At 31.0% G+C, this 26,835-nt stretch carries 24 protein-coding genes and 1 tRNA gene; 5 read left to right on the top strand and 20 right to left on the bottom strand.

The annotated features are described in order from the left end of the window. Position 1: 1 nt before the first annotated feature. Together cgtA and MK083_00215 are read right to left on the bottom strand one after the other, a co-directional pair. Positions 2-1,261, bottom strand: a complete 1,260-nt coding sequence (gene cgtA, locus MK083_00220; protein ID MCH2672883.1) for an Obg family GTPase CgtA — start codon at positions 1,259-1,261, stop codon at positions 2-4. A gap of 128 nt (positions 1,262-1,389) precedes the next feature. After that, positions 1,390-2,682: a chromosomal replication initiator protein DnaA gene (locus tag MK083_00215; protein MCH2672882.1), complete on the bottom strand. Its 1,293-nt coding sequence runs from the start codon at positions 2,680-2,682 to the stop codon at positions 1,390-1,392. A 320-nt stretch (positions 2,683-3,002) separates the two neighbouring features. Here MK083_00215 and fmt point away from each other — a divergent pair, with 320 nt between their 5' ends. Genes fmt through MK083_00200 form a run of 3 tightly spaced genes read left to right on the top strand, consistent with a single transcriptional unit; the run spans position 3,003 to position 6,490 of the window. Beyond that, entirely contained in the window at positions 3,003-3,914 is a 912-nt protein-coding gene (gene fmt, locus MK083_00210) for a methionyl-tRNA formyltransferase (GenBank protein ID MCH2672881.1), read from the top strand. 48 nt (positions 3,915-3,962) lie between these two features. Then, positions 3,963-5,162 carry a tryptophan synthase subunit beta gene (gene trpB / locus MK083_00205; GenBank protein ID MCH2672880.1) on the top strand — a complete coding sequence of 400 codons (1,200 nt, stop codon included), beginning with the start codon at positions 3,963-3,965 and terminating at the stop codon, positions 5,160-5,162. A 38-nt stretch (positions 5,163-5,200) separates the two neighbouring features. Then, complete coding sequence (locus tag MK083_00200) at positions 5,201-6,490, top strand: CoA transferase (protein ID MCH2672879.1); 1,290 nt, start codon at positions 5,201-5,203, stop codon at positions 6,488-6,490. On the opposite strand, the gene MK083_00195 is transcribed toward MK083_00200, so the two are convergent. Next, positions 6,487-6,723, bottom strand: a complete 237-nt coding sequence (locus MK083_00195; protein ID MCH2672878.1) for a hypothetical protein — start codon at positions 6,721-6,723, stop codon at positions 6,487-6,489. The genes MK083_00200 and MK083_00195 overlap by 4 nt on opposite strands. A gap of 38 nt (positions 6,724-6,761) precedes the next feature. Continuing rightward, positions 6,762-7,664 carry a DMT family transporter gene (locus MK083_00190; GenBank protein ID MCH2672877.1) on the bottom strand — a complete coding sequence of 301 codons (903 nt, stop codon included), beginning with the start codon at positions 7,662-7,664 and terminating at the stop codon, positions 6,762-6,764. Positions 7,665-7,755: 91 nt separating this feature from the next. Between MK083_00190 and MK083_00185 the strand changes: the two genes are divergently transcribed. Together MK083_00185 and MK083_00180 are read left to right on the top strand one after the other, a co-directional pair. After that, the gene (locus MK083_00185; protein ID MCH2672876.1) at positions 7,756-8,757 is read left to right on the top strand and encodes a sugar kinase; all 1,002 of its coding nucleotides are present in this window, start codon (positions 7,756-7,758) and stop codon (positions 8,755-8,757) included. A gap of 39 nt (positions 8,758-8,796) precedes the next feature. Beyond that, on the top strand, positions 8,797-9,357 hold the full coding sequence (locus MK083_00180; GenBank protein ID MCH2672875.1) for a hypothetical protein: 561 nt from the start codon (positions 8,797-8,799) through the stop codon (positions 9,355-9,357). Positions 9,358-9,363: 6 nt separating this feature from the next. Here MK083_00180 and MK083_00175 read toward each other — a convergent pair whose 3' ends face one another. The 16 genes from MK083_00175 to rpoC all read right to left on the bottom strand — a co-directional run bounded on the left by MK083_00175 (position 9,364) and on the right by rpoC (position 26,796). Beyond that, positions 9,364-10,542, bottom strand: a complete 1,179-nt coding sequence (locus MK083_00175; GenBank protein MCH2672874.1) for a hypothetical protein — start codon at positions 10,540-10,542, stop codon at positions 9,364-9,366. Position 10,543: 1 nt separating this feature from the next. Next, positions 10,544-11,986 carry an aminomethyl-transferring glycine dehydrogenase subunit GcvPB gene (gene gcvPB / locus MK083_00170; protein ID MCH2672873.1) on the bottom strand — a complete coding sequence of 481 codons (1,443 nt, stop codon included), beginning with the start codon at positions 11,984-11,986 and terminating at the stop codon, positions 10,544-10,546. Further along, the gene (gene gcvPA, locus MK083_00165; GenBank protein MCH2672872.1) at positions 11,976-13,289 is read right to left on the bottom strand and encodes an aminomethyl-transferring glycine dehydrogenase subunit GcvPA; all 1,314 of its coding nucleotides are present in this window, start codon (positions 13,287-13,289) and stop codon (positions 11,976-11,978) included. Before gcvPA ends, gcvPB begins: the two co-directional genes overlap by 11 nt. Further along, positions 13,289-13,666, bottom strand: a complete 378-nt coding sequence (gene gcvH, locus MK083_00160; GenBank protein ID MCH2672871.1) for a glycine cleavage system protein GcvH — start codon at positions 13,664-13,666, stop codon at positions 13,289-13,291. Before gcvH ends, gcvPA begins: the two co-directional genes overlap by 1 nt. Then, entirely contained in the window at positions 13,663-14,736 is a 1,074-nt protein-coding gene (gene gcvT, locus MK083_00155) for a glycine cleavage system aminomethyltransferase GcvT (GenBank protein MCH2672870.1), read from the bottom strand. The genes gcvH and gcvT overlap by 4 nt, the downstream gene beginning before the upstream one ends. Further along, the gene (locus tag MK083_00150) at positions 14,737-15,756 is read right to left on the bottom strand and encodes an SAM-dependent methyltransferase (GenBank protein ID MCH2672869.1); all 1,020 of its coding nucleotides are present in this window, start codon (positions 15,754-15,756) and stop codon (positions 14,737-14,739) included. A 159-nt stretch (positions 15,757-15,915) separates the two neighbouring features. Further along, positions 15,916-17,055: a citrate (Si)-synthase gene (locus MK083_00145; GenBank protein ID MCH2672868.1), complete on the bottom strand. Its 1,140-nt coding sequence runs from the start codon at positions 17,053-17,055 to the stop codon at positions 15,916-15,918. Between the two features lie 84 nt (positions 17,056-17,139). Then, a complete protein-coding gene (gene thrS / locus MK083_00140; GenBank protein MCH2672867.1) occupies positions 17,140-18,867 on the bottom strand; it encodes a threonine--tRNA ligase in 1,728 nt (575 codons plus the stop codon). A gap of 8 nt (positions 18,868-18,875) precedes the next feature. Next, positions 18,876-19,796 carry a dihydrodipicolinate synthase family protein gene (locus MK083_00135; GenBank protein ID MCH2672866.1) on the bottom strand — a complete coding sequence of 307 codons (921 nt, stop codon included), beginning with the start codon at positions 19,794-19,796 and terminating at the stop codon, positions 18,876-18,878. A 476-nt stretch (positions 19,797-20,272) separates the two neighbouring features. Continuing rightward, positions 20,273-20,434, bottom strand: a complete 162-nt coding sequence (locus MK083_00130; protein MCH2672865.1) for a hypothetical protein — start codon at positions 20,432-20,434, stop codon at positions 20,273-20,275. 5 nt (positions 20,435-20,439) lie between these two features. Continuing rightward, the gene (locus tag MK083_00125; GenBank protein ID MCH2672864.1) at positions 20,440-20,790 is read right to left on the bottom strand and encodes a hypothetical protein; all 351 of its coding nucleotides are present in this window, start codon (positions 20,788-20,790) and stop codon (positions 20,440-20,442) included. 45 nt (positions 20,791-20,835) lie between these two features. Continuing rightward, positions 20,836-21,426 (bottom strand): hypothetical protein, encoded by a 591-nt coding sequence (locus MK083_00120; protein MCH2672863.1) that lies wholly within the window; start codon positions 21,424-21,426, stop codon positions 20,836-20,838. Next, positions 21,423-21,602, bottom strand: coding sequence for a DUF1289 domain-containing protein (locus tag MK083_00115; protein MCH2672862.1), 180 nt, complete (start codon positions 21,600-21,602; stop codon positions 21,423-21,425). The genes MK083_00120 and MK083_00115 overlap by 4 nt, the downstream gene beginning before the upstream one ends. Positions 21,603-21,654: 52 nt before the next feature. Continuing rightward, positions 21,655-22,503: a site-specific DNA-methyltransferase gene (locus tag MK083_00110; protein MCH2672861.1), complete on the bottom strand. Its 849-nt coding sequence runs from the start codon at positions 22,501-22,503 to the stop codon at positions 21,655-21,657. Between the two features lie 43 nt (positions 22,504-22,546). Beyond that, positions 22,547-22,623 (bottom strand) — tRNA-Val (locus MK083_00105). A 6-nt stretch (positions 22,624-22,629) separates the two neighbouring features. Continuing rightward, positions 22,630-26,796: a DNA-directed RNA polymerase subunit beta' gene (gene rpoC, locus MK083_00100; GenBank protein ID MCH2672860.1), complete on the bottom strand. Its 4,167-nt coding sequence runs from the start codon at positions 26,794-26,796 to the stop codon at positions 22,630-22,632. Positions 26,797-26,835: the final 39 nt, after the last annotated feature.

Raw genomic sequence — 26,835 nt, 5'->3', positions numbered from 1 at the left:
ATTACTCTTCCCAGTTGAATGAATATTCTCCTATTTTTAAGGTATCACCTCTTTTTATACCAATATTTTCGAGTTCTTTGGAGATCTTCGATGATTTTAATTTATATTGAAATTGGATAAGCGTTTTCCAATTGTTAAGGTTAGATCCTTCTGCTAGTTGAACAAATTGTTTGTCTTTTATAATAAAAGAATCTCCATCATAAACAACCCTTTTATCATTATTTTTTTTAAGACTAATAATTGGCAAATCGATATCAAATTTATTTTCAGAACTGTTAATTGAATTATATGCAAAAGCTAAAAATTCTTCGGTTTGTTTATCAAAACTCTTAGATAATAAAAAAATCTTATTCTTGAAGAAATTAAAATTATTGATTATTTCTGATAATAATTGAGAGATATTTAGTTTGGACTTTGAATCATACTTTGATATTATCAACCCTATATTTTTTTTAGACAATATTGGGTTAAAATTATTGACTATATCCAATAAAAATTTTATTTCCTTCAAAATATCATTATTTATATCAATAACCATGACTATGGTATTGGTTCTTAGCAAATGCTTAAGATAGTTATTTCCTGATGCTAAATTTTTTTCATTATGAGAAACAAGGCCAGGTATTTCTGCTATTTTAATATTTTTAAAACCTCTACTAATTGAAGCCAATACTGGTTGTTTTGTAGTAAAAGGATATTCAGCTACCTCTACCTTTGCATTTGATATATTTCGAATAATGTTTGATTTTCCTGAATTTGGTCGACCTATAAGGCACACATTTGAAAAAAACCTCAAATCTAATTCAAGTTGATAGTTTGAACCTTTTTCTCCTGCTTCTGCAAGAAGTGGTTCTTTATTTTTAGAGGTTACAAAAGCAACATTTCCTCTTCCACCTTTTCCTCCTTTGAATAGCTCTATGGGCTCAGATTCAGTAGTAATTACTGCTATAAGATTTTTTTCTTTTTTTACATCACGAATAAGGGTCCCATCTGGTACTTTTATAAATAGATCTTTACCGTTCAAACCAGTTTTTTTTTGATCTGAACCATTTCCTCCGTTTTCAGCATTGAAAAATTTAGAATGTCTAAAGGAATTTAAGGAAGACATGTTTTTATCACACATAATCCAAATACTTCCACCTTTTCCTCCGTTTCCACCATCAGGTCCACCTCTAGAGTTTTTTGAATCTTGATTAAAACTTATGGAACCTTTTCCTCCATCACCAGATTTAATATTTATTATTACTTTATCTATATACATATATTTAAATTTAATTGTATTAATTAAGTGTGTTCAAATTGTTTATGAACCCATTTATATTAAGTATAAAATTATTTGTTCAAAACTGTTTATAAATTTGTTGAAAGAGTTGGAAAAACTTTTAGAAATTAATTTTGAATTAAAGATTTCTCTATTTCTTGCTTAAGTTCAACATCTTTCAACATAATTTTCTTAATTTTGTTTACAGAATATATAATGGTCGAGTGATTACGATTACCTAAGACTTTTCCTGCCTGAGCCATAGAAAAATTTGACTTTTCAATCAATAAATATGCTGCCACTTGCCTTGCAAAGCTTGTTTTTTTATCAGTTTTTCTTCCAATTATTTCTCTCTCAGTTATCCCAAACATATATTTTATAAGACCAAATATTTTCTCTTTAGAAATATTAATATCTTTAATATTTTCAAGCTTATAGTCATGAAGAATGCTTCTAACCATACTTTCGGTAATTTCTGTATTTAATAAATCAGAATGCGCTACAAGTGACTTAATAATTCCTTCAATTTCAGAGAAAGAATCATATTTTTTACTACCTATAAAATCAATTAATTCTTCAGAAATATTCACACCGTTCTTTTTGAAAGATTTAGTAATGTATTTTTTAGAGGTTTCTTTGTCAGGTGTTTGTATTTTTACTATAAGGCCTGATTTCAATATGGAGGTTAGTCTCTTTGATACATCTAGTTTGCTTGGATGGTTATATGAGGTGACAACTATTTGTTTCCCTGATATTGATAGTTGATTTATTATGTGAATAAATAATTCAATGGTTTGTTTTTTCCCTACAAAGAAGTCTATATCATCAAGAATGAAAACATCTGCCTCTCTATACTTATTCATTTTTTGTGGAGATTTGTTTTTAATTGATTTTACGAATTCATTAACAAAAGTTTCTCCTGAAACTGATAACACCTTGAGTCCTTTTGTCTTTAAGGTTTTAGCAATAGATTGTATCAAGTGAGTTTTACCAAGACCCCATTCACTATATAAGTATAAAGGATTGTAGATCTCTCCTGGTAATTCACATATTTTTTTAGCAGCAGCATAAGCTAAATAGTTGGAGCTTCCGGTTATGAAAGACTTAAAATCAAATCTAGGGTTTATCCAACTTCCCTCAATTGCACCTTGAGTTGTCTTAGATCTGTTATTTTTCTCATCTCCACTCAAGGTGTATTGGATTTGATAATTTTTATTACTTGTTTGATAAATTGCATCCTTAATAGTTTTATTTAATCTCTGAGATAGCATTTCAATAGCAAATATACTTTGAGTAGAAACCACTAATAAGTCTCCAGAGATAGAAACTCCCTCTGTATTTTCTAACCAAGTTTTATACGTAGTTTCAGGGACTACCATCTCAAGGTATCCTAATGAGGCAGACCATACTTTATTCGCCAATATATTATCCAGCATAAACCCCTTAAGAACAAATTAAATACAAATAAATTTTTGTAAGTAGCGACCATCTGCGACGAAGTATTTTTTGAAAAAAAATTTATATAAAACCTAAATCAAGAAATGAAGATTAAAGTCCGCATAAAAGAAATAATATTCATTAATTATTTTAAATAAAAGCCTTTTAAATTCATATAATTGATGAGTTTTTAGCAAAAACAAAAGAATTTGAATAAAAATAGTAATTCTCAATTTGAGATATTAATTATTGAGACATTAGCGCCATTATAATAATAAGAGTTAAATATAATTATTAATGATTTATGAACATTGTTTTTTTTGGAACGCCTCCATCAATTAAGCCTATTTTAGATTCTGTTATTACAAATCACAGAATTATAGGAATAGTGTCAAAAAAAGTTCCAAAAAAAACAAAAAGAAGAAAATTCAAAGAATCTGAATTGAAAAGATTTTCAAATCAGAAAAATATTCCTTATTTTGATCCAACCAAAATTGATGAAAGTTTTTCAAGTGAATTAAGAAAACTTAATCCTGATATTTTTCTTGTATGTGCATATGGCTCTATATTACCTGAAAAAATCATTAATATTCCTAAATTTGGATCCATAAATATTCATCCATCTTTGTTACCTAAATATAGAGGACCATCACCTATTCAAAGCTCTATACTAAATCTTGATAAGGAATCAGGATATTCAATCATAAAAATGGATAAAGGCATTGATACAGGCGATATATTATATAGAAGCCAACCTATAAAATTGAATAAAAATGAAAAATATGAAGATTTATTAAATATTCTTCTTTACGAATCATCAAAAGGCATTAATTCGGCTATAGAAAATTTGGTAAAGAACCAAAACATAAAAAAACAAGAAGATAAACAAGCATCATATACCAAAATTATAAAAAAACATGAGGGCCATATAGATTGGCAAGATAGCGCTGAAAAAATAGAGGCTAAATTTAGAGCTTTCTATAGTTGGCCTCAAGTATATTCTTTTCATAACAATAAAAGATTTAAGATTTTGGATATGAAAGTAACTGATTATTTATCTGAGTTTAGTGGAAAAATTAGTAAATTGAAGAGTAGTATTCTAGTAGATACTAAAACTACAAAAATAATTATTAATAAAATTCAATTTGATGGAAAGAATCCAATAGATGCACTACCTTATTTTGGAAATTTCGATTTATCAAAAATAAATCTATAAAAATTAATTTATTAGTTTGATATCCTGAAAGTATAAAGAATTAAAATTATGACTTCAAAAAATATAAATAAACCGTCCATCAATGGAAGATTTGGTAAATTTGGTGGTAAGTTTGTGCCAGAAACACTAATGTCTTCACTCAAAGAAATTGAAGAAGCTTATGAAAAATATTCTAAAGACAATTCTTTTTGGGAGGAACTAACCGACTTACAAAATGACTTTATTGGTAGGCCTACTCCATTATATTACGCAAAAAACTTATCAGAAAAGCTAAACCAAAAAATTTGGATTAAAAGAGAAGATTTAGCTCATACAGGTGCTCATAAAATTAATAATGCAATTGGCCAAGCCTTGCTTGCAAAAAGAATCGGGAAAAAAAGAATAATTGCAGAAACAGGTGCTGGTCAACACGGAGTTGCCACAGCCACAGCCTGTTCGATGCTAAACCTTGAATGTATTGTATATATGGGTGAAGAAGATATTAAAAGACAAGCTCCTAATATTTATAGAATGGAAATGCTTGGAGCAAAAGTTGTACCTGTTACCTCTGGTTCTAAAACATTAAAAGATGCTGTAAATGAAGCGATTAGAGATTGGGTCACTAATGTGGAAAGTACATATTATATTATTGGAAGTGCAGTAGGGCCTCATCCATACCCATATATTGTTAGAGAATTTCAGTCTATTATAGGCATTGAATCTAGAAAACAAATTATAGAAAAAACAGGAAGCCTTCCTAATTATGTTTTAGCTTGTGTTGGGGGAGGTTCTAATGCAATTGGAATTTTCTCCGCTTTTATAGATGATTTAGATGTATCACTCATAGGGATAGAGGCGAGTGGAGAAGGTATAGACACCCAAAAACATGCTGCAACCTTAACTAAAGGAACTCCTGGAATATTACATGGATCCCTAAGCTATGTATTGCAAGATAAATTTGGACAAATTCAGGAGGCGCACTCAATTTCAGCAGGTCTTGATTATCCAGGTGTTGGCCCTGAGCATTCAAACCTTAAAGATATTGAAAGAGCACAATATTACTCTGCTACTGATACTGAAGCTTTGAAAGGCTTTAAGTTATTGTCAGTAGAGGAAGGAATAATTCCTGCTTTAGAGCCAGCTCACGCTCTAGGATTTTTGACAAATTGGTCAAAAGAAATACCTAAAGAACAGACAATTCTTTTTTTACTCTCTGGTCGAGGCGATAAAGATCTAGAAACAGTATCAAAAAAAATGGAATCATTATAAATTTTTAGTATAATTCTATAAAATTATTTATAGGAAATATGAAAATGAAATCTAATGGTCCGCTATCAGATATAACTGTTTTAGAGTTTGGAAATTTTGTTGCTGGGCCCACAGCAGGTCAACTTCTTTCTGATTTAGGGGCAAATGTAATTAAGATTGAACCACCTATGGGAGAGCCTTGGAGACATGCTTCCCCTTCTGTACCACCTGGAGAAAGCAGGCTATTTATTGCACTGAATAGAGGGAAAAAGAGTGTATGCATAGATTTAAAGTCAGAAGAAGGGCAGGAAGTTTGCCACCGTTTAGTTTCCGAAGCGGATGCTGTTATATCTAATAACAGAAAAGATACCTCAGAAAAGTTAAAGTATGATTATAGATCTCTATCTAAAATAAATCCAAAATTAGTGTATGTAGAATCAACAGCATACGGCTCTTTAGGTGATAAGGCAGCAGAACCAGGTTTTGATCTAATTATGCAAGCATACACAGGAATTATGTCGACGGAAAACAAAATTTATCATGGAGCACCAAGTGCAGTAAAATCATCTTCATACATTGATTATTCTACAGGTTATGCAATGGCACTAGGAGTTGTTTCTGGTGTTCATCAAGCTAGATTAACTGGTCAAGGAGTCTTATTACAAACAAGCTTGCTAGCTCAAGCATTATCGATGCAAGCCATGCAAGTTGCTGAAATAGAAAACGATTTAAGCCCTGCACAGAAATGGCTAGAAAATAAAAAAGATAACATGATAAAAAATGAAACACCTTTTGAAGATATACAAGAAGACTATATTTCCCAAGCTGGAGCGCCTCAAATAGCCCAATATTATAGAGCTTATAAAACTAAAAATGGTGCTTTAGCTCTTGGGTGTTTGGCTATGCATGCTAGAAAAAGAATAAGTAGTTTATTTGATCTAGAAGACGTTAGATTCGATCTTTCAAAAAAGTTTTCAGAAGAAGAGCTGCTAAAAATTGGAAAAGAATTTGAATCTAAAATGGAGTCAAAATTTCTTAAAAAAAATACAGATGAATGGATTAAGTTTTTAAGGTCCCATGATATACCTTGTGAGCCCATGCAATTCACAGAAGAGTTACTTGATAATAAGCAAGCTATAAAAAATAAATATGTTATTGAGCTTGATCATAAAACAGGAGGAAAAGTTAGATCGAGTGGTCCGATATTTAATGTATCCACAGGTAATGCAAAATTATCTAGTGCTCCTTTATTAGGTGAAAATACAAAAGAAGTTCTTAGTTCAATTGGCTATGAGGATTCATATATAGAAGACTTGATATCAAAAAAAATCATAGGGAAAAATCTTTAATAACTACTTAATATTTTTTGCGAATAAATAGATAATTTTAATTTTGGTTTTCTTTTTTCTGATTGAAATCGTAAGCATTTTCTCTCTTCAACTTTGTTTGGACGTTTGGTGCTTATAAAACAAGCATAAAAATAACCACAATGTTCTGGAATGCATAAGATTTTATTTTGTACTTTAGGGCCTGAAAATCTTGGATTAGATGCAAGCTTAATTTTTTTAGAAATCTCTTTCATATTTATATTTTAGATAATCTGATCATAATATTTCTACATTACTGTCTATTTTTAAAAGCTAAATAAGAACCTGATAAAACAAAGATAGTTGCAAAAACAAGTTCAAATCCAGGAATTTCACCTAAAACGACCCAAGCTAATATAACACCGAAAACAGGTTGAGAAATATTAATAATCAATATTCTTGAAGGCAAATATTTTTTCATAAGCCATGTTTGTCCTATAAATCCGAAACCTGCAATAATAACTCCTTGATAGAGTAGGGCAATTACAAGGTTATATGAAATCGAGAAATTTGAATTTTCAAATAGTTGAGAAAAAATAAAAAAAGTAAAGGTTCCAACGAAGGCTTGGGTATATAAAATCTTAATTTCTGCCTGATTTAAGCCTTGTGATATTTGTGAAATATAAATTTGTCTTGCCCCAAGTAACATTGCCGAAGTTAACATTAGAAGATCTCCAATTAGATAATTATTACTTGAGTTTGAAATTGACTCCCAAAAAAGAATTATTACCCCTATATAAGCAATAATCATTCCAAAAATCTTAAATCTAGTTAATTTATCGTTTGGAATAAATAAATGAGAAAAAATCGATGCCCACAATGGAAAGGTTGTAATCATAATTACACCATGACCCCCTGAGGTATAATTTTGACCAATATTCATAAATCCTAACTGTACTGAAAATAATAATCCTGTTCCAATCAATGGGATAACATCACTTTTTTTGAACTTTACAGTCTCCTTGTTATATAAAGACCATAATATTGCTACTATTCCTCCAAGTACAAATCTCATCCATCCAAGCCTTAAGGGAGGTGCATCTTCTAGTCCAACTTTTATAGATATAGGGTTACCTGACCAAAGTATTGACAATATAAATGCTAAAGTTATTCCCTTCTTATCTGGGCTTATTCGTTTTTCTAAATTTATTGACAAATTTTTTTTATGAAAGAATATGTATTTTATTTTTCAAATCATAATTGTATATTTGAATAAATACAGAAATAAAAAGGGTTTTTTTAAAGAAATGAATAAAATAGTTACATTTGGAGAAATTTTACTCAGGCTAACTACGATCAACAAGGAAAGATTTTCGCAATCGAAAAACTTTGAAATCACTTATGCTGGATCTGAATGTAATGTAGCTGTTTCTCTTGCTCATTTTAATGAAAATACTTTTTTTATTACTTCTGTACCTGATAATCCTATCGGTCATGCATGTATAAATCATGTAAGGCAATTTGGAGTTAATACCGACTATATAATAAAATCTGGCGAAAGATTAGCTGTATATTATTTAGAAAATGGAGCTTCAATGAGAGCTTCAAATATAGTCTATGACAGAAAAGATTCTTCTTTCTCCAGTATAAAGCCAGACTTTTTTAATTGGGAAGAAATATTTAATGATTGTAAGCTGTTTCATTTTTCTGGAATTACTCCTTCTTTATCAAATAGTGCTAAAAAATTAACTGAAGTTGCAATAAATGAAGCTACTAAGAGAAAAATAATGATATCTTGTGATCTAAATTATCGCTCTAACTTATGGACCCCTGAAGAAGCTCAAAAGACAATGATTCCTCTTATGGATAAAGTAGATATATTAATTGGAGGTAAAAAAGACCCAGAAATAATGTTAGGAGAAAAAACAAAAGATGAAAATCAAACTTCTTATGAGGAGATGATAGAGAGTATGGCTAGAAAATATGATTTCAAGCATGTAGGTCTTTCATTAAGAGAAAGTTTTTCTGCAGATCATAATGACTGGGCAGGTATTTTTTACTCAAAAGGTAATATTGTCAGATCTAAAAAATATGAAATACAAATAGTTGACAGAGTTGGAGCTGGAGATGCTTTTTCTGCAGGATTAATATATGGTATTATGAATGATTTATCTAATCAAGAAACATTGAATTTTGCTGTTGCTGCTTCCGCTTTAGCTCATACTTTTCACGGTGATTATAATCTTGCTACTATTGAAGAAATTCAAGCCGTTTCAAATGGAGATATTTCTGGAAGAATTAGGAGATAACTTTTACAATATTTTATCTTCATAATGTATCATTTAATTATGAAGATAGAACTTAATTTGTTTTTAGCTATATTTATTTCTTTGGTCTCCCTATATTCTCTTTTGCCATCAAAAATCTTAGCTCAAGGAGAAGGATATTCACAGTATGGAGACTTTCTTACACAAAACATAGATGATTATACAGTTAATATATTTCTATCTCCTATTAGGCCAGTTGTTGGTCAACAGATTTTTTCTATAGAAGTTTTAGAAAAAGGAACAAAAAATCCAGTTAAAGACTTAAAAATTGATGTTTTTGCAACACCGCTATTTGACGAGAAGAAACAATTTTCTCCAGCTTTATCTACTTCAATTATGGAAGGTAATTATCAGTCAATCTTAAGATTAGAAAAAAAAGGTTTTTGGTTATTAGATTTTGAAATAAATGATGGACAGAAAAAAACAATTATCTCTGAGCAAATAGAAATTTTTGAGAGAAATAGAACTATTGGTAATAGTGATTTTTCATATGCGTTTTTGATAATACAATTTATTTTTTTTGGTGGAATTATTTACCTGTTTATTTCGTCTAGAATAAGAAAGAAAAAGCTTAATATATAAATATTTTTATTCTTCCCAAACTTTACCATTCTTAATTATCATTTCTAAATTCAGTATTGCACCTATTCCTTTTTCTTTAGGAATTTGAATATGACCATTTATTATTTTTTCATTAGGGTAAATTAGATCTTTTCTCCAAACAACTTCTTCTACAGCATGTTCCAGCGGTATATTTGAATTTATAACTGAAGTTATATGTGCAGATGTGAGAAGCGAAATTGGACCAGATGGACAATGCATCGATATAGCTTGCCTAGGATTGGGTATAGATGAAAACAACTTTATAACCTCAATTGGCCCTCCGCAAAACTTAACATCAGGCATTACTATATCCAAAACCTCTTCATTAATTAGCTTGCTCATTAAATCAGAACCGTAAGCCATTTCAGCTCCTGCCAAATCAATTTTTGAATAATTTCTGATTTTTTTTGTTTCTTCAGGAAACTTTTCAGGATCCATTGGCTCTTCAAACCAACTAACATTCCTATCTTTTAGCTCATCATGAATATGATAGCTTGATTCCAAATCAAATCTGGAATGGCAATCAACAAATAATTTAGTATCTTTGGAAATAGAATTTGATATTTCTGAAATTCTATCTAATCCAATAATTGATTCATTTGGCAATCCTTCATTATTAAACGGATAGATACATTCATCGAAAGGAGCACACTTAATGGTATCAAATCCTTTATCTTGAATTTCAACTGCCCTTTTTGAGAAGCTTTCAGGGGATCTATCAACAGGTCCTGTGTCATTTGGTAAAAGAGATCTATTTATATTTGCGTACAGTTTTACTTCTTCAGAAAAATTATTATTTAATTCGCTATTTATAGACAAATACTCTAATAGCCTTAGATCCATCCTTTTTGAAAACATGTCTAAAAAAGCAGATCTTATTCCACTTAAAGCTGTAGCTGTTATGATGTCTGTACTAGAGCTTTTATTTTCTTTTATGAGATATCTTAGTAAATCTTCTTCACTTGTTAATTTCTCATCTCTTAGTCTGTTTGAAAAATCTGCGACTAATTTTGAAACAGGTGAATTAAGTTGAGTATCAGTTATTTCTGAAATTCCAGAGATTCCATCATCACTGATAAACTCCATAAACTTCCATTCTGTATTTGCTCTAACCTTAATAGAATAAAAATTTAGTTTTTTTATTTTTATCCAATATTTTTCCACTCTATTGCTTCCAAGATAATATAGGATTTCTTGCTGCTAGAGCTTCATCTAACCTTTCAACTGGTAAATTTATAGGAGCATTAATTATTTCTTCAGGATGAATTTTAGAAAGTTCACTAATCTCAATCATACAATTTATAAATTGATCAATAGTTTCTTTAGATTCACTTTCTGTAGGTTCTATCATAAGAGCCTCTTCAACTATTAGTGGGAAATACATAGTTGGTGCATGAAAGCCTTCATCTAACAATTTCTTAGCAATATCTAATGCCTTGACACCATTTTCTTTTTGTTTAATAGCCGACAATACTGTTTCGTGCATACAAGACCTTGATGAAGTCAATTCATAGTGCCCTTTGAGCTTTTCTTGAATATAATTTGCATTAATTATTGCATTTTCAGAAATTTCTTTTAAACCTTCTGATCCTAAGCTTCTTATATAAGAATAAGCTCTCAAAATAATTCCAAATGACCCTAAGAAACCGTTCAATCTTCCAATAGAGTTTTTTGGTGAATATGTTTCAAAGTTATTATTATTATTTTTCACATGAGGATAAGGTAAAAACGATTCAAGTTTTTTTGTAACCATTACTGGTCCAGCTCCTGGGCCACCACCTCCATGAGGCGTAGAAAATGTTTTATGTAGATTTGAGTGACATATATCGATCCCTAATTCTCCAAATTTGGTTATACCTAATAGGGCATTAAGGTTTGCTCCATCAGCATAAACTAAACCTCCATTATCATGAATGATTTCTGTTATTTCAATTATATTTGGTTCAAAGAGTCCTAGTGTTGAAGGAAGAGTAAGCATTAAAACAGCAGTTTTATCATTAACTTTAGTTTTTAGATCAGATAAGTCTATATCTCCTTCAAGAGTTGTTTTGATGGTAACAGCCTCTAACCCAGCCATGGACGCTGATGCAGGATTAGTACCATGCGCAGAATCTGGAATTAGTGCTATGTTTTTCTCATGATCTCCATTATGCTTGTGAAATTCTCTTGCTATGAGTAAGCCTGCATATTCTCCTTGAGCTCCTGCTAATGGGGCCAAAGATACACCAGGAAGTCCAGTTATTTCTCCAAGCTCGTTTTGAAGATCATACATTATTTCTAGACAGCCTTGGATGTTTTCATCTATTTGATTAGGATGTGCATTTGAAAAACCTTGGATGGAAGATAGCTGTTCATTGATCTTAGGATTATACTTCATCGTGCAGGATCCCAAGGGATAAAAATTTGTATCTATTGAAAAATTCATCGAGGATAAATTAGTAAAGTATCTTATAAGATCTAATTGTCCTACTTCAGGAAGAGTAATGTTTTTTCTCAAAAAGTTAGTCTTTGGTAATGAGGATTTTTCAACTCCTATATCTGGCAGAGATATTGCCTTCCTACCTTTTTTTGATTGATTCATCAATAACGGTAAATTTTTATTTTTCAATGAAAGCTCCTAATTCATTAATTACTTCGTCAATATGAGAAGGAGTGTTTAATTCTGTAACGGCAACCATCATCAGATTTTTATTTCTATTTGAAATATCTATGCCTCCTTCAATACCATTTTTTAGTAGCAAAGCATTTATTTTTTTTATAGAAAATTTTGATTCAATAACAAATTCATTAAAAAAGTTTGTTGAAGTCACTTTAAATCCTTCAATTTGATCAATTTTATTCGCCATATAGTGGGCTCTATGATAACAAGTTTCTGCAATATGTTTTATTCCATCTGGCCCCATAGTAGAAAGGTACACAGCAACCATTAATCCAATAAGTTGAGTGCTTGTACAAATGTTTGATGTTGCATTTTCTCTTCTTATATGTTGTTCTCTTGTTTGAAGAGTAAGAGCATAAGAAATTTTTCCATTTTTATCTAAAGTTTGTCCTATTATTCTTCCAGGCAATTGCCTTATAAATTCTTTCTTACATGTCAAGAGACCTATGTAAGGTCCTCCACAAGACAAAGAAACCCCAAGAGATTGACCTTCTGCAGTTGCAATGTCTACATCAAGTTCACCAGGTGGTTTTATTAGTCCTAAAGAAGTAGGGTAAGTGTGCTGTATCAATAGCCCTTCTTTTTCATGAATCAAATTAGATAGACTTTGAACATCGATTATTTCTCCATATTTACTAGGAGATTGAACAAGAAGGCATGCTAAATTTTCTTGTTTTGAAATATTTTTTTCCTCTAGGTTGATTATTTCAATATTTTGCCATTTAGAATAAGAATTCAATACTTCTAAATGCTTATTTGAAACGCTTTCATGTACAGCTATTTTATTATTTCTCTTAATTCTGCAAGCCATTAGAGCGGCTTCTGCTAATGCAGTTGGGCCATCATACATTCCGGCGTTACATACATCCATATCAAATAGTTGTGCAACCATAGTTTGAAATTCAAAACCAACTTGTAAGGTACCTTGTGAAGCTTCAGGTTGATATGGAGTATAAGCTGTTAGGAATTCTCCTCTTTGAATCATAGATTTAACTGTAGAAGGAATATAGTGATTGTAGGATCCTCCTCCTAGAAAGCTCGATTTTATTTTGGAAGCAACATTATTATTTGCTATTTTTGTGAAATATTCGACTAGCTCTGGTTCTGACAGTTTGCTTTTTAGTCTTAATTTTGGGAATAGGAAATTTTTTGGAATATCCGATAAAAGTTCATCAAAATTCTTAACACCAATAGCATTAATCATTTCATCTCTATCTTTATCTGTTGAGGGTATATAGGGTGAGCTAGTCATTATATTATTTTTTCGTATTCTGTTGAATCCAAAAGATTCTTTAACTCATTTGAATCCTCTATTTGGACTTTTATAATCCAACCTTTATCGTAGCAATCATCATTAACAAATTCAGGGTTGGATTCTAATTCAGCATTTGTTTCAATTACTTTGCCAGAAATGGGGACATATAAATCAGAGACTGCTTTTACAGATTCAATTTCTCCAAACTTATCGAATTGTTTTAGCTCTTTATCAATACTATTTATATCAACATAAACAATATCACCTAAGGATTCTGCAGCATGTTGAGTTATTCCAATTGTTGCTATATTACCTTCTAAAATTATCCATTCATGGTCTTTGGAATATTTCAATGATTTAGGAATTTCACTCATTTTTTCTTTCTCCTGTAAAAAGGAAGTTTTGTAATCTCTGCTTCTAAAAATTTATCTCTTACTTTAATTCTAACCTTATTGCTAATAATATTGAAGTCCTGATTTATCATTCCTATTGCAATTGAACTATTTAATGTAGGTGAATATGTTCCAGAGGTAATATTTCCAATTATATTTTCTTCATAAAATATTTCATTACCTTCTCTTGGTATGCCTCTATCTAATACAAAAAAACCTGCAATGGACTTTTCTCCATTTTTTATTTCTGTACTATTTATATATTCGTAGCTAACATAGCTTTTATTTTTAGTTTCAAGTAATCTTTCTAGGCCTATATCAATGGGGTTATAATCTTCTTGGATTTCATGTCCATATAAATGTAATCCTGCTTCTATTCTCAATAAATCTCTTGCACCAAGTCCGCATGGAGGGATATCTAATTTGTTCATAAGATCCCATACAAAGTCAGAAGATGAATTATCAAATATTATTTCAAAGCCATCTTCTCCCGTGTAACCAGTTCTAGCCACAAATATATTCTTTTCATTAATAGAAATATTCTTAAATTTATATCTACCTAAGTTTTTTATTGAATTACTAATTGAACTTATTTTTTTTATTACCTCGGGACCCTGAATAGCTAACATTCCAGATTCTAATGTAATGTTATTTATTCTGACATCTCCTTTAATTTTAGAGTAGATCCATTCTAAATCTTTATTTGTATTTGAAGCATTTATAACTATTAGAAATCGGTCAATAAGATTATAAATAATTAGATCATCTAGAATTTCATTATTTTCATTAATTAATAATGTATATTTAGCTGAACCTAATTCTAGAGAATCTAAATCAATAGGAAATATTTTTTCAATAAAGTCATTTCGATCTTCTCCTAAAATTTCTATCCTTCCCATATGAGATACATCAAAAAAACCTGAGTTTTTTCTAACGAAGCCTGCTTCTTTAATTATTCCTGATGGATAACTAATGGGCATATTCCAGCCTTCAAAATCGACCATTTTTGCATTACTTAATTCGTGCTTGTCATGAAAAATTGTTTTTAGCATTTATATCCAGTCTTCTTTTATAATAGTATTTTTTTTATATACACCTGGCAATTCAAATCTTTGTGGATATTCTTCAATCAATGGGATTTTTTCAAGAAACTTATTGTTATATTTTATATCTAAGAAATTAAAATTAGAATTAAAATTAGAATGAATAGTAACAAAATAATTACCCATTCCATTTGGTTTGATTAATTGATTTATTGCATATCTGTTGTAGTTTATTTCTTCATTAGCAGTTGATAAAGAACTTAGTTTCCCTAATATTTCTCCGATACCTAAGTTAAATAAAAACTCCCTTTGATTCCCAAGATAATTAATTTTAAAATTAATATTTTCGAAGTTATTTAGTAACTCATTAATATCTACCTGAAAGGTTATATCTGAGTATCCTGGCTTATAAAAATAATTATCATAAAAACTATGATTGTGAATAACACTCACATTAGATTTTTTTTTCCCGTTATAAAACAAATCTTTTTCATTCAAACCATAATCTATGGATATTATATAAGCTCGTTCACACAAGGACTTAAATGATTGAAATATAGAATTTTTTGAACAAAATACTTCTCCCACACAATTATCTATTGGTTTGCTTAATCTATTTATTCTATTAATAATGCAACTGCAATTACTAGAAGGTTCATCTAATATTTCTATGAGTTTATTATTCTTGAACTCAACATATTTTTCAAAGATTTTTTTGTTTTTTATTTCAAAAATATGATGAGGCAATGCATCAAATAGCTCATTAGAAATTATTATTCGATTAGCTTTTTTTATTTTTTTGGGGTCGAATCTATCAACTTTTTCCACAGAATCTGTGATTGAGCGATCAAAAGCTTCATATGAAAAATTCTTATATCCAAATGACGCAAGAGATTTTTTTATGTCATATGCTAAAGTTCCGTTACCTGCACCAAATTCTGAAATCTTAATTATTTCTTTATTATCGAAAGTATCAATTAGATTTGAAATCAGGTTAGATAGTAAATATCCAAAAAGAGGATGCGTCAAAGGAGAGGTAGCATAGTCTTTAAAGTAAACATTCCTACTTTTTCTTTGATAAGTATAGTAACCTTCTTCTCCGTAAAGGCATAAATCTATAAAATCTTTAGAAGAAATTCGGCCATGATTAATGACTTTTTCTATAACAAAATTATCAGTTATAACTAACTAATCCCTTTTATCAATGTGTATGTACTCTTTTGATCTTTCACCAGTATATTGAAGTAAAGGCCGAATAAGTATGTTATGGCGCATTTGTTCCAGAATTTGTATTGTCCATCCAGGAATTCTACCAACTGCAAATATTGGTATAAAAAGATCCTTAGGAATACCCAAAAGATAATAAACTGCACCCGCAAAAAAATCTACATTTGCATGAATTCCTCTTCTAGCATACGGAGTCATTGCTTCTTGAACAGCTAATAATATATCGTACCATTCAGTTTCGCCTTTTTCTTCACTAAGATTCTTTACTCCCTCTTTCAAATGTTTTGCTCTGGGATCTGCTGCTTTATAAACTCTATGGCCAAACCCCATTACTCTTTCTCTGCTAGCTAAGAGATTTTTAACATGATTTTCTGCATTATCAGCGGTTCCAACATCTTTTACTAATTCCATAACACCCTCAGCTGCTCCTCCATGGGAAGGCCCAGATAGAGCCGCAATTCCAGCAGTGATAGAACCATAAAAATCTGCTTTTGTTCCTGTGACAACTCTAGTGGTAAATGCAGATGCATTACATCCATGGTCTGCATGAACAACAAAATCTATATCCATCAATCTTGCAGTATCCTCACTTGGCTCTTCACCTTGAAGCATATAAAGAAAATTGGCGGCATGTGATAAATTATCCGAAGATTCAATAGGATCTAAGCCTTTTCTCATTCTATTATGAGCCATGACTATAATAGGTACCTGAGAGGTTAATTTTATTCCTTTTCTGATTGTTGCTTCTTCAGAAAAATCATCCCTATCTTCATCAAATGAAGATAAAGAAGATATTGCAGTTCTTAATACATCCATGGGGTGAGAATCTTTTACAATATCAATAATATCGTAAGTTTTTTGAGGCAATTTCCTGTATGATTTTAAAGATTTGTCAAATTCTTCCAATTGAGTTGTGTTTGGAAGATTACCATACATTAGAAGATAAGAAGTTTCTTCAAATGTAGAATTTTCAGCTAAGTCATGAATATTATAGCCGCTGTACTCCAAGACACCTTCTTTTCCATCAATGAAAGTCGTATTAGTTCTATCGAGATATATCCCTTGAAGACCTCTATTTAGAGATATGTCACTGTCAGCCATAATAATCCTTTAATTTTGAAATTAAAATAATTTTATAATTTATTTTGAAGTTATCAAAGTTAAATACTTATCACAAGTGAATTTTTAAAAAGTTAAGAGCTTTTCTATAAGCTTATTTTTATCTAAACTTCCTAAATCTCCATATTTCCTTGTTCTGACTGATCCTGATTTTGTTTCTATTTCCTTATCTCCAACTATAATCATCACAGGAATTTTTTTAAGTTCACTATTTCTTATCTTTTGACCTAATCTTTCGTTAGAATCATCAACCAAAACTCTAAATTTTCTTTCTAATAATTCGTTACATAACTTATTTGCATAACTTAAATGCTTTTCGGATATAGGGATTATATTTACTTGATTAGGCGCTAGCCAAAATGGAAGATCTCCACTGGTATGTTCAAGTAATATACCAATAAATCTTTCTATTGATCCAAGCATAGCCCTATGTATTACAACGGGCCTTTCTTTTTCACCTTTACTATTTATAAATTCTAAATTAAATCTTTCTGGTAATGAGAAATCCATTTGAGCTGTTCCTAGTTGCCATTCTCTTCCCATAACGTCTGGAATAAAAATATCTATTTTCGGCCCATAAAAGGCTCCTTCTCCCTCAATCTCTTCGAAATTTTCATCAAATTCACTAAGTACTTCTCTTAATTGCTGTTCAGCCAAATCCCAAATTTCATCATCCCCAGCTCTCTTTTCTGGCCTTAGTGAAAGAGTAAGGCGGGGTTCTTCAAATCCAAAAGCTGTGTATGATTCTCTTAGCATCTCAAGAAATTTTTTGATTTCATTTCCTGCATCTTCCCTAGAACAAAATATATGAGCATCATCTTGTGAAAATGACCTTACTCTTGTTAATCCATGTGTTACTCCTGATCTTTCGTATCGGTGTAATCTACCAAAATCTGCCAACCTGAGAGGTAGATCTCTATAGGATCTTAATGTAGATCTATAAATCACAGCATGAGCAGGACAATTCATAGGCTTTATCCCTACTTCATTATCATCAATCTCCATCATATACATATTATCTAAATAGAAATCATAATGACCAGATTGTTTCCAAAGATCTGTTGAAAATAATTGAGGGGTTATAACTTCTTTATAATCATATTTCTCATAGAGATTTCTTACAAATTCTATCAATTTATTGTAAACAAATGCTCCATTAGGCAAAAAAAATGGATTTGCGGGACTTATCGGATCAAGAAAAAATAAATCAAGAGAAACTCCTAATTTTCTATGATCACTTTCTAAGGCTTTTTGTCTTTTATCTAGATAATCTTTTTGTAGCTCCTCTGATTCCCAGGCTGTTCCATAAATTCTCTGAAGCATTTTGTTTTTCTCATCACCTCTCCAGTATGCACCAGCAGTAGATAAAAGTTTTATAGCCTTGATATCTCCAGTTTTATCTGCGTGTCCCCCTTCGCATAAATCTATAAATTTCCCGTCAGAATGACTGTATTCAGTTATAACTTCATCCTCAGGCATAGAATTAATGATCTCTAATTTATAGGGATTATTTTTATATATATCTAACGCTTCATTTTTAGATATTTCTCTTCTCTCAAATTTAGTATTCCTTTTTATAGATCTTTTCATATCTCTTTCTATGGTTGCTAAATCTTGAGGAGAAAAAGTTTTATCTATATCAAAGTCATAAAAGAAACCATCATTTATTGGAGGTCCTATGGCCAATTTAGCTTCTGGGTGTCTTTTTAATACAGCTTCTGCTAATAAATGAGCAGCTGAATGTCTAAGTTTATGCCTATATTCTTCAATATTTTCTGTTGTCATATTATCCATTAACTATATTAATTTTCTCTTGGAACCTTATATTTTGATAATATTTTATCTAACTCATTTATTAGTTCTTGTGATGGTATTCTAGATGGAGGTCTTGGTGGCCCAGCTTTAAGTCCAACTAGTTCCATTGCAACCTTAATAAAAGGCCCTTCACCACCAGTTTGCTGGACTACCTTTCTTACCCAATTAATCCATTCAAACTTAAATCCCAGCAGTAAATCTCTAGCTTTTTCATAATTATTTGATTCTAGGGCTTCCCAAATTGAATTTGGGTATTCGGGCCAAAAACTACTTAGGTGAGTAATGAAGCCTGATGCTCCATAGATATGACTTAAAACATGATTACCAGAATTATCAATCATAGATACATCTTTCGAGTATCTAGTTAGTCCTTCTCTAAATTTATCAATAGCACCATGACTCCATTTGATTGAATTAACATTAGGTATTTCTATTAACTTATCTAATAATTCAAAATCCATAACAAATCCATCCCACCAAGTATGATAAATCATTAGGTTGACTCTAGAGTGGTCGGAAACGCTGTTAAATAGGTCTAGCACATCATTTCTAGTGGGCATATAGTAATAAGTAGGACCAAGCTGGCATCCAAAAATACCTAATTCTTCAGCAGACCTAGCCATTTTATTTATTTCTCTCCAATCAGTATGCTGAATTGATGTAAGAACAGGAATTTTATTTTCAGCAGAATTAACTGCTACTTCCATTAGTTTTATCCTTTCATCTACATTCAAAGCAGGGTGCTCACCTCCGGCTCCACCAATCAATAAAGTAGCATTACCTTCACTCAAACCTCTTCTTATCATAAATTTTATATTCTTTTCAAAAGAACTATAATCTACAGAAAAATCATCATTAAAAGGAGTTGCAACTGCTACCATTGCTCCAACTATTTTTTTATTTTTCATTTTTTGCCTCTATTTATAACTAATTATTATTCCATTTACGCTGGATATCTATATTTATCTTTAGGGTAAACAAAACCCCAAAATAAAATGAGGTCTCTAAGAACTTTATCAAAAAGTATCAAAAAGTTCTTAGAGACCAAAGTTATGAATTTATGAATTTTTAGTTAACTTAACAACTTATTAGAAAATGATTCGCTCAATGAAAAAAGCAAATACAAAAACTGACATTATAAAATATAGTATTATTCTAGATCTCAAGTACCTAAATAAAAATTATTTCTCAAACTAATTTACATAGAGCTATTCCCATAATAGCTCCAATTATAATAGCTCCAATATAAGAAAGAAATATACTTAATACTGAGTTGGAAACTTCTTTTTTTATCATAATTAATATTCTGATTTTGTTTATTTTATATTTTATTAGAAAATATAAATAAGATAATGTATTCTCTTAAATTATATCTGAATATTTATTATTCTTTATTTTTCTTTCTAATTTTTTCTGAGTAAATCGTTAATGCAGCAGTTAGTATACCAATAATTACACCTATAAAAACTCCAAGTCCTAGCCATAATCCAAAAAAGCCACCTACTAAAAATCCATATAAAATAGCGAGAATATAAGCTTTATACATCACTACTATTTGTTTTTTCTTGCTTGAATAAAACTATATATAAATACAACAATTGAAAATGAGCATGTTCCAAGCATCACAATTAATCTTAATAAACCCCAACCTCCTTCTTCAATTGATGTAGTAAGTCTTGTTCCAGCAAGCGCAACTAAAATCAATACAGTCAAGATTATAGCTATATGAGAAAAAATTATGTTTAGTTTATGATTTTTTCTGGATAGAAGGTAGCAAATAAATATGAGGATTCCAAATATAGAGGGTATAAATGCAGTAGGTGAGGAAACTTCAATAAATCCCCATATCCCCATAAGAATAAGTGATACAGAATTAATAATATTTCCTGTCTTTGAATTCAATATAGACTCCATTATTTAATTTTATTTTTGTTATTTATTTATTATCTAATCAATTCTATTTTCAATAAATAGTCTTGCTATTTTATTTAATGCATTCCAATGATTAATATCTAGTGTACTATTTTTTATGGCTTTTCCAATAAATTCAAGCTCAATGCTGTAGCCAGAAAATTTTTCATGCAAACTTTGTACTCTTATATTTCCTAAACTTACAAGAGAATTAATCTCCGAATCATTAGTAAACTTTTTTGCTAGATATTCTCCATTATTATTTGATAGCCACTCAAAACTTTTTTCTTTACCAATACCAAAAAAGGATTTATTTTTTTTGGATTTCACTTCAATATAATTTTTTTTATCTTTAGATGTTTTTGATGGAATTGCAAAATAATACCACCATCTTGGAGGAGTATTTTTACCTCTGTCTCTTTTTATAATATTTATGTAACTTATTAGATAATCTGAATTAATATTAATTACACCTAAACTTCTTCTATGCCATGGATTAAAAAGTTTTTCTTCTGGGATACCTCTTTCAGCAAAAGATACATCTACGCCTATAGTTCTTAAATGTTTACATAAATTATCTCTCGATTTATCTCTAAAGAAATTCTTGATTTTTTTTATCCAAATCATAAATTATCAAGCCTATTTCTTCTTGTTGGGATTAATTTCATTATTTCTAATCTTGATTCTTCACTAAGATAGATCCATTTAGAAATTTCTTCTTTAGATCTTAGGCACCCAGTACAAAAACTATTACTATAATCATAAGTGCAATGTTTGATACAAGGGGAAGAAATGTCTTTCATATAAAAATTATGGATGAATTAAAAAATATTTTCAAATAAAAGAATAAATAAATCATAAATTTTCATAAAATATTACATTTTTATGATTCTTAAATCTATTTTTCATAGTTGAAATTGCTTGAGGGTTATTATCAATAAGAATCGCATTTCTATTATTTTCTATAGCCGCCTCACCTGTAGAGCCTGATCCAGCAAAAAAATCCAAAATCTTATCATTTTCATTAGAGTGGACTTTTATTATTCTATTCATAATTGCAATGGGTTTTTGTGTAGGGTAGCCTGTTTTTTCTCTACTATTTGGACTAACTATTGTTTGCCACCAAGAATCAGTAGGTGGCTTACCTTTTGCTGCTTTTTCTGGTCCCACTAAACCTGGTGCCATATATGGTATTCTGTCAATAGAATCATAATTAAATGTATATTTTTTAGGATTCATTGCATACCAAAGAATATTATCATGCTTTGTTGACCATTTTTTTTTACTTCTTGCTCCATAATCGTAAGACCAGATAATTTCATTTACAAACGATTCTCTTCCAAAAATTTTATCGCATAGAATTTTTGCATAATGAATTTCTCTATAGTCTAAATGTAAAAAAAAACTACCTTCTCTTTTTAATATACGCTTCGATTCTAAAATTCTTTTTTCTAAAAAACCTATATAGTCATCAAAAATATCTTTATAATTTTGTTCACCTAGAATTTCAGTTTTGTATGAATAGCCTTTAAATCCAATCCTATCTCCATTTAAGGATCTTTTTGTTTTTATCCTAGTTCTTGATTGTACTTTGCCGGTATTGAATGGGGGATCTATGTATATAAGATCTATAGAATTTGATTCTAATTTATTTAAGATAGTAATATTATCTGATTGAAAAATTTCTAATGTGTTAGATGTCATAATCTTTAATCATAAATTTATAAATAAATATTTTACTGGATACTGGTGGGCGATACAGGACTTGAACCTGTGACCTCGTCGATGTCAACGACGCGCTCTAGCCAGCTGAGCTAACCGCCCAATAGGCTATTTCTTATCTAGGTTTTCATCTATATCTTCATCAAGGTCAACTTCATCAAGGTCAACTTCACCAAGGTCAATTTCACCAAGATCTAGTTCTTCAGATAAATCTGTCTGATTTTTATTATCCGATGAAACATTATCTGTTGTTTCTGAAACTAAATTTTCTATAGATTCCTCAGAATCATCGTTAGCTATAGCAGCTAATGCCTCTTCAAATGTAGCTGGAGCTTCAGTCATTCCAGTAAGGCTATCACCTTCCAGCATTGAATTATCTTTGTCAATTCCTAAAAGCTCTAAACCTTCGGGAGATTGATCCATTCTAGCAGGTATTAGCCTTCCAATAATAACATTTTCTTTTAATCCAGACAGTTGATCAACTGAACCATTTACAGCAGCTTCAGTTAGTACCCTCGCAGTTTCTTGGAAACTAGCTGCAGCTAAAAATGAATCTGTAACTAGAGAAGCTCTGGTTACTCCAAGTAATACAGGTATCGCTTCAGCAGGCTCCTTATTTTCTTCTAACATTTTTGCATTTAACTCATCAAAGTCAAACTTATCTATTAATTCTCCAGGAAGTAAACCAGTATCACCAGCGTTTTCAATTCTAATTTTTCTTAGCATCTGCCTAAGAATAACTTCAATATGTTTATCATGAATATGAACTCCCTGAGATCTATAAACTGTTTGAACTTCAGAGACAAGATAAGCTTGTACTTCTTCCACTCCTTGGATTCTTAATATTTCATGAGGATTTTTGGGACCAGAGGTTATTGGGTCACCCGCTATAATTTTTTGTCCATCAGATACCAATAGCTCTGATGCTGCAGGTATTGCATATTCTCTTTCATTCTCATCTTCCCAAGTAATAGTTATTTCACCTTTAGTTACTGTTACAAGCCCTTCATAGGGAGCAACAATATCTTGTGATAGCTGCTCGAAATTTTCATCATTCTTTAGTTTTGATACCAAAGATTTTTTTATGGAAGTTATAGATTCTCCTACACCTATTCTTTGCCCTGACTTAACTATAGCCCTGTGAGTATCTGGTATTTGAGTAGTTATAGAATTTTTTTCTGTATTTGCAACTCTAACTACCCTCAAATCTCCAACATTTCCAAGTTTTACTATTCCAGATATTTCTGACAGGATTGAAACACCTTTAGGTATTCTGGCTTCAAATAGTTCTATTACTCTTGGAAGACCAGAAGTAATGTCAGATCCAGCAATACCACCAGTATGGAATGTTCTCATTGTTAGCTGTGTACCCGGCTCCCCAATAGATTGAGCGGCAATAATACCAACTGCTTCGCCCATCATTGCCGTTTTTCCAGTTGCTAATGATGCTCCATAGCTTTTTTGAGAAATTCCTTTTTTAGCATTAGATGATAATGGAGAGTAGCACCAAACTTCTTCGATTCCGGCTGTTTCAATATCTTTAGCTATTTGGGGACTAATTATTGTATCTGTGTCACAGATAACCTCTCCGGTTTCTGGATGAGTTACAGGTATTGATGGGAACCTACTAACTATTCTGTCAGATAAAGTACTTCCCATTCCGTCTGTATCTTTTGTTATTTTTATACCAACAGCTCCTTCGTCTTCTTCTTTGTTAATAATGAGATCTTGAGCAACATCAGCAAGTCTTCTTGTAAGGTAACCTGAATCAGCAGTTCTAAGCGCAGTATCTGCCAAACCTTTTCTTGCTCCATGTGTAGAAATAAAATATTCCATAACACTAAGTCCTTCAGCAAATGAAGACCTGATTGGAAGTTCAATAATTCTACCTTTGGGATCTGACATAAGGCCTCTCATACCTGCCATTTGTTTTATTTGGGCTAAGTTACCTTTAGCACCAGAATCTGCCATGGAATAGATTCCTGCATAATTGGGGAGTGAGTCAGAAACTGCAGTTTCCATTTTTTTCGATACATCTTCCCAAACACTAATTGAACTTTGATATCTCTCAGTCTCAGTTATCATACCCTCCATGTATTGTTCATCTAACCTTCGAATCTTCTGATCTGCAGAAGAAAGTAAAGATTGCTTTTGAGGAGGTGTAACAATATCTTTTATAGCTATAGTTGTGCCTGATTGCGTTGCGAACTTAAAACCAATGTCCTTAATATCATCAAGAACTAATGTAGTAACATCTTTTCCCAAGATTCCATAGCACTCAGATACTAAATCCTCTATAGTTGATTTGGTGAACTGAATGTTTCTAAAACCTAATTCTTCAGGAATGATATTATTCCAAAGTATCCTACCAATCGTTGTTTCAATAAACTCATCATTAATTTTTACAACAATTGTATCTCTGAGTCCAAGAGTTTCAGTTTCATATGCAAAAATTGCAGACTCTTTGGAGTTGAAACTCATTTTTTTATTATCATCTGATTGATTATCAACTCCCGTTAGATAGTATATACCCAAGACCATATCTAAGTTTGGAGCTACGATTGGCTCTCCAGACCTAGGGGCAAGCATATTATTTGTTGATAGCATTATTTTTTTTGCTTCCAGAACAGATTCTCTTGAAAGAGGAACATGTACCGCCATTTGGTCGCCATCAAAATCAGCATTAAAAGCTGTGCAAACTAAAGGATGTAATTGTATTGCAGATCCTTCAACTAAAACTGGTTGAAAGGCTTGAATTCCTAACCTATGAAGTGTTGGCGCTCTGTTAAGTAAAACAGGATGATCTTTTATAACTTCTTCTAAAATATCCCAAATTTCAGGCTGGGATTTTTCTGCGAGTCTTTTAGCTGATTTAATATTATGAGCATAACCTTTGACAACTAGGGAGTTCATAACAAAAGGTTTAAATAACTCTAGGGCCATTTTCTTTGGAAGACCGCATTCGTCTAATTTTAATTGTGGTCCAGATATAATTACGGATCTTCCCGAATAATCTACTCTTTTTCCAAGTAGATTTTGCCTAAATCTTCCTTGTTTACCTCTTAACAAATCTGTAAGAGATTTTAGTTTATGGTTGTGAGAACCAAGAATTGGCCTGCCTCTTCTTCCATTATCTACCAAGGCATCAACAGCTTCTTGTAGCATTCTTTTTTCATTTCTAATTATTATTTCAGGAGCTTGAAGGTCTAAAAGATGCTTTAATCTATTATTTCTGTTTATAACTCTTCGGTAAAGATCATTTAAATCTGAAGTAGCGAATCTACCTCCATCAAGCTGAACCATAGGATGAAGCTCGGGAGGAAGAACCGGCAATATTGTTAGTATCATCCACTCTGGCTTGTTACCACTTTGCTTGAAGCTTTCAATCACTCTTAGTCTTTTGATTGCTTTTTTTCTTCTCTGACCAGAGGTCTGTCTTATTTCTTCGATTAATTCAGCTGTAGCTTTATCAAGATCAAATTCTTTGAGAATTTTTAGTATAGCTTCAGCTCCCATTTCAGCAACAAAAACTGGACCAAATTTATCTCTATACTCTCTATATTTAGCTTCAGTAAGAAGTTGCATTACCTCAAGAGACTCAAGGTCTTGAATGGTTTCTTCAGTTTTTGTTTCTTCATCATTAATAATTTCTTCATAAGTATTTTTTATAAGTTCTTCTAGTTTTTCAGGTTTTTTCGCATCAGATTTTTTTACTTTAATTTCAAGTCTTTCTAATTCCTCCAGATATTCTTTCGATTCTAATATATTTGCAAGCCTTGACTTTATTTCACCTATCTTCTGTTCTGAATCTTGCTTGAAAAAATTTATTGCGTCTAATTTTTCATTGTCATTAATTTCTGTAACTATATATTGTGCAAAATAAAGGACTCTTTCTAGATTTTTGGGAGAAACATCTAATAACAAGCCTAGTCTTGAAGGAGTGCTTTTTGAAAACCAAATATGAGCAACAGGTGCAGCTAGTTTTATGTGACCCATTCTTTCTCTTCTAACCTTTGCTCTTGTTACTTCAACTCCACATCTGTCACAAATCACGCCTTTATAACGTATTTTTTTATATTTACCACAGTAACATTCCCAGTCTTTCGTTGGACCAAAGATTTTTTCACAAAACAAACCATCTTTTTCTGGTCTTAGGGTTCTATAATTAATGGTTTCTGGCTTTGTAACTTCTCCATAAGACCAGGCCTTAATTTGATCAGGTGATGCAAGTGAGATCCTTATTGAATTAAAATCTGAGGATGATTTAGTTGTCATTTTTTTCTCCTGTTATAAATCTAAAATTATAAATTAGTT

This window comes from Dehalococcoidia bacterium (assembly GCA_022451965.1).
In the GTDB taxonomy this organism is placed as follows: domain Bacteria; phylum Chloroflexota; class Dehalococcoidia; order Lucifugimonadales; family Lucifugimonadaceae; genus TMED-70.
Note: the sequence above shows the minus strand (reverse complement) of the source record. Positions and strands in the feature narration are given on the sequence as shown.

What these genes read in the sequence shown, in the direction of transcription:
- fmt (MCH2672881.1), top strand. Translation starts at nt 3,003, where the DNA reads ATGAACATTGTTTTTTTTGGAACGCCTCCATCAATTAAGCCTATTTTA.
- MK083_00115 (MCH2672862.1), bottom strand. Translation starts at nt 21,602, where the DNA reads ATGAAAGACATTTCTTCCCCTTGTATCAAACATTGCACTTATGATTAT.
- MK083_00185 (MCH2672876.1), top strand. Translation starts at nt 7,756, where the DNA reads ATGAATAAAATAGTTACATTTGGAGAAATTTTACTCAGGCTAACTACG.
- thrS (MCH2672867.1), bottom strand. Translation starts at nt 18,867, where the DNA reads ATGGATAATATGACAACAGAAAATATTGAAGAATATAGGCATAAACTT.
- MK083_00120 (MCH2672863.1), bottom strand. Translation starts at nt 21,426, where the DNA reads ATGATTTGGATAAAAAAAATCAAGAATTTCTTTAGAGATAAATCGAGA.
- gcvT (MCH2672870.1), bottom strand. Translation starts at nt 14,736, where the DNA reads ATGCTAAAAACAATTTTTCATGACAAGCACGAATTAAGTAATGCAAAA.
- MK083_00130 (MCH2672865.1), bottom strand. Translation starts at nt 20,434, where the DNA reads ATGTATAAAGCTTATATTCTCGCTATTTTATATGGATTTTTAGTAGGT.
- MK083_00200 (MCH2672879.1), top strand. Translation starts at nt 5,201, where the DNA reads ATGAAAATGAAATCTAATGGTCCGCTATCAGATATAACTGTTTTAGAG.
- MK083_00180 (MCH2672875.1), top strand. Translation starts at nt 8,797, where the DNA reads ATGAAGATAGAACTTAATTTGTTTTTAGCTATATTTATTTCTTTGGTC.
- gcvPA (MCH2672872.1), bottom strand. Translation starts at nt 13,289, where the DNA reads ATGACTAGCTCACCCTATATACCCTCAACAGATAAAGATAGAGATGAA.
- cgtA (MCH2672883.1), bottom strand. Translation starts at nt 1,261, where the DNA reads ATGTATATAGATAAAGTAATAATAAATATTAAATCTGGTGATGGAGGA.
- rpoC (MCH2672860.1), bottom strand. Translation starts at nt 26,796, where the DNA reads ATGACAACTAAATCATCCTCAGATTTTAATTCAATAAGGATCTCACTT.
- gcvH (MCH2672871.1), bottom strand. Translation starts at nt 13,666, where the DNA reads ATGAGTGAAATTCCTAAATCATTGAAATATTCCAAAGACCATGAATGG.
- trpB (MCH2672880.1), top strand. Translation starts at nt 3,963, where the DNA reads ATGACTTCAAAAAATATAAATAAACCGTCCATCAATGGAAGATTTGGT.
- MK083_00145 (MCH2672868.1), bottom strand. Translation starts at nt 17,055, where the DNA reads ATGGCTGACAGTGACATATCTCTAAATAGAGGTCTTCAAGGGATATAT.
- MK083_00135 (MCH2672866.1), bottom strand. Translation starts at nt 19,796, where the DNA reads ATGAAAAATAAAAAAATAGTTGGAGCAATGGTAGCAGTTGCAACTCCT.
- MK083_00195 (MCH2672878.1), bottom strand. Translation starts at nt 6,723, where the DNA reads ATGAAAGAGATTTCTAAAAAAATTAAGCTTGCATCTAATCCAAGATTT.
- MK083_00110 (MCH2672861.1), bottom strand. Translation starts at nt 22,503, where the DNA reads ATGACATCTAACACATTAGAAATTTTTCAATCAGATAATATTACTATC.